The sequence below is a fragment of the Mesorhizobium sp. P5_C1 genome (genome assembly GCF_054049815.1).
In genome coordinates this window covers 1-3,090 of sequence record NZ_JBFULQ010000609.1, presented here as the reverse complement: position 1 = coordinate 3,090, position 3,090 = coordinate 1, and the positions used below count along the sequence as shown (strand labels likewise).

4 protein-coding genes are annotated in these 3,090 nt (G+C 64.3%); 2 read left to right on the top strand and 2 right to left on the bottom strand.

What is annotated here, in order from left to right; all coding sequences use genetic code 11:
• Window positions 1-247 (bottom strand): DciA family protein (locus tag ACXJ7R_RS28750; protein WP_457154784.1); only part of this gene is annotated, 247 nt, incomplete at its 3' end.
• Window positions 248-295: 48 nt separating this feature from the next.
• Here ACXJ7R_RS28750 and mutY point away from each other — a divergent pair.
• Window positions 296-1,429, top strand: a complete 1,134-nt coding sequence (gene mutY / locus ACXJ7R_RS28745; RefSeq protein WP_457154783.1) for an A/G-specific adenine glycosylase — start codon at window positions 296-298, stop codon at window positions 1,427-1,429.
• Complete coding sequence (locus ACXJ7R_RS28740; protein ID WP_457154782.1) at window positions 1,422-2,033, top strand: HAD family hydrolase; 612 nt, start codon at window positions 1,422-1,424, stop codon at window positions 2,031-2,033. The genes mutY and ACXJ7R_RS28740 overlap by 8 nt, the downstream gene beginning before the upstream one ends.
• A gap of 66 nt (window positions 2,034-2,099) precedes the next feature.
• On the opposite strand, the gene ACXJ7R_RS28735 is transcribed toward ACXJ7R_RS28740, so the two are convergent.
• On the bottom strand, window positions 2,100-3,090 hold a 991-nt coding region (locus ACXJ7R_RS28735), incomplete at its 5' end, for a DNA methyltransferase (protein WP_457154781.1).

Genomic DNA, 3,090 nt, shown 5'->3' with positions numbered 1-3,090 from the left:
GCGCCGCCATGCCTTCGCAGGCGATGACCAGCACCGCCGGCTCGAACGGATCGTCTTCATGCATGCGGCGCGGCCACTGGATTTTTTCGGGACGCGAGCGGCTGGCAAGGCGTGGCCCGGCAATCTCTTCCCACGACTGGACGAGGCCGATCGAAATGCCGGCCCGCTTGCGCAGCACCGGGTCGAGGATTTTGGTCGCAAGATCGCTGACCGGGACGGGATTGCCGTAGGGCGTTCTCCCTGCCATGTACGTTCTCCAGCCTCACCAGCATCGGCCAAGGCCAATTCCCGATCAATGGCACCAGCAGACCAGACCCGCAAGACCACACCCCCATTCGGTGCCGACATCGCGTCCCGCCTGCTCGGCTGGTACGATGTGCATCATCGCGAGTTGCCGTGGCGCATCACGCCGCGTGAGCACGCGCGCGGCGTGATGCCCGATCCCTACCGCATCTGGCTGTCCGAAGTCATGCTGCAGCAAACCACTGTCGAAGCGGTGAAGGCCTATTTTCGCGTCTTCGTCGAGAAATGGCCTGATGTCGGGGCGCTTGCTGCGGCACCGACCGAGGATGTGATGAAGGCCTGGGCCGGGCTCGGCTACTATTCCCGCGCGCGCAATCTCAAGGCCTGCGCCGACCTAGTGGCCCAGCGCGGCGGCCGGTTTCCCGACACGGAAGCCGGCCTCAGGGAACTGCCCGGCATCGGCGCCTATACATCGGCGGCRATCACCGCGATCGCCTTCGACCGCCCAGCCGCCGTCGTCGACGGCAATGTCGAACGCGTCATCTCCCGGCTGTTTTCGATCACAACACCGCTGAGCGAAGCCAAGGCCGAGATACGCGCCCATGTCGAGCGTATGGTGCCAGGGACAAGGCCGGGCGATTTCGCCCAGGCGATGATGGATCTCGGCGCCACCATCTGCACGCCACGCCGGCCGCGCTGCATGCTGTGCCCGCTGCGCGAAGATTGCAGCGCGGTCGTTTCAGGTGACCCCGAACATTTCCCGGTGCGGCTGCCCAAGGCCGACAAGCCGCTGCGGCGCGGTGCGGCCTTCATCGCCGTGCGGGGCGACGGCGCCGTTCTCCTGCGCAAACGGGCGGAGAAAGGCCTGCTTGGCGGCATGACCGAAGTGCCGACGACCGCCTGGACAGCGCGGATCGATGGCGCCACCACGCAAGCGGCGGCACCCTTTCCCGGCAACTGGAAGCCCACGGGGCGGATCGCCCATGTCTTCACCCACTTCGCGCTCGAGCTCGACGTGTTCCTCGCCCACACGAACGGCGAGACGCCGGCCGGCCATTTCTGGTCGCTGCCTTCGGACATTTCAGGCGAAGCACTGCCCACTGTCATGAAAAAGGCAATCGAGGCTGCGATACCCGGCGCGACGAAAAAACCGTCGCCACACAGTGCAAAGAGGCCCCATGACTGAAATCCGCCACATCGTTTTCGACATCGGCAGGGTGCTGATCCACTACGATCCGAATATTCCGTTCAGCCTCCTCATTCCGGATGCCGAAGAGAGAAAGTGGTTCTTCGACAATGTCTGCACGCATGACTGGAACATCGAGCAGGATCGCGGCCGGACATGGCAAGAGGCCGAGGCGCTGCTGATTGCGGAGCATCCCGATCACGCGGAAAACATCCGCAATTTCCGCCGCTACTGGCACGACATGGTGCCGCACGCCTATGACGACAGTGTCGCCATCATGGTCGGCCTGATCGAAAGCGGCCACGACGTGACCATGCTGACCAATTTCGCCAGCGACACGCTCTCCGAGGCGCGCAAACGCTTCGATTTTCTCGAACGGCCGCGCGGCGTCACCATCTCCGGCGAAGTCGGGATGATCAAGCCGGACCGCGGCATCTACGACCATCACGTCGCCGCGTTCGGGCTCGAGCCGTCGGCCACGCTGTTCATCGACGACAGCCAGAAGAACGTCGACGGCGCCAAGGCGGCCGGCTGGCAAGCGGTGCTGTTCACCGATGCCAAGACGCTTCAGGCAGACCTTGAACGCCTCGGAATCATGGCGTGATTTGAATCGCTTCCGGCGTTCCGTTGATACCTTGAGTCAGCGAGAATGGTGGCAATTGGCAGGGGTTCAGGCCCCTGCCCGCTCCATGCCGAGCCGGGCAATGCGGCGAAGCTCGTCGATCGGGGTCAGGCCGCCGCTGCGCTCATAGTGCCAGAAGGTCCAGCCGTTGCAGGCATCCAGGCCCTGCACTTCGGCGCCGATCTTGTGGATCGAGCCGGCGCTGTCGCCGATCGCCACGGTGCCGTCGGCGCGCACCTTGGCCGCCCAGCGCTTCTTGGCGTCGTAGAGCGTGGCGCCCGGAACCATCAGCCCGGTATCGATGAGACTGACGAAGGCGACGCGCGGCTCGGCGCGCTTGCCGGTGAGCACGGTCAGGTCGGCGCCGTCCAGCGGCCGCACCGCGTCGATGCGCTCGTTGGCGGCATCGATATAGGCCTGCTCCCGCTCGATGCCGACGAAATGGCGGCCAAGCCTTTTGGCCACCGCGCCGGTGGTGCCTGAGCCAAAGAAGGGGTCGAGTACGATGTCGCCGGGTTTGGTCGAGGCCATCATGATGCGCGCGAGCAGCGCTTCCGGCTTCTGCGTCGGATGCAGCTTGTCGCCATTGTCGTTCTTCAGCCGCTCGCCGCCGGTGCAGATCGGAAACAGCCAGTCAGAGCGCATCTGGATGTCGTCGTTCGAGGCCTTCATGGCTTCGTAATTGAAGGTGTAGCCCTTGCCCTTCTGGTCGCGCGACGCCCAGATCATCGTCTCATGCGCATTTTGGAAACGGCGGCCACGGAAATTCGGCATCGGATTGGTCTTGCGCCAGACGACGTCGTTGAGGATCCAGAAGCCCAGATCCTGCATCTTGGCGCCGACCCGGAAGATGTTGTGATAAGAGCCGATGACCCAGATAGTGCCATTGGGCTTCAGCACCCGCCGCGCCGCCAGCAGCCAGGCGCGGGTGAAGGCGTCGTAGGCCTCGAAGCTCTCGAACTGGTCCCAATCGTCGTCGACGGCATCGACCTTCGACTGGTCGGGCCGGTGCAGGTCACCATCGAGCTGAAGATTGTAG

Coding starts and splice junctions, on each gene's coding strand:
- ACXJ7R_RS28740 (WP_457154782.1), top strand. CDS start 1,422: ATGACTGAAATCCGCCACATCGTTTTCGACATCGGCAGGGTGCTGATC.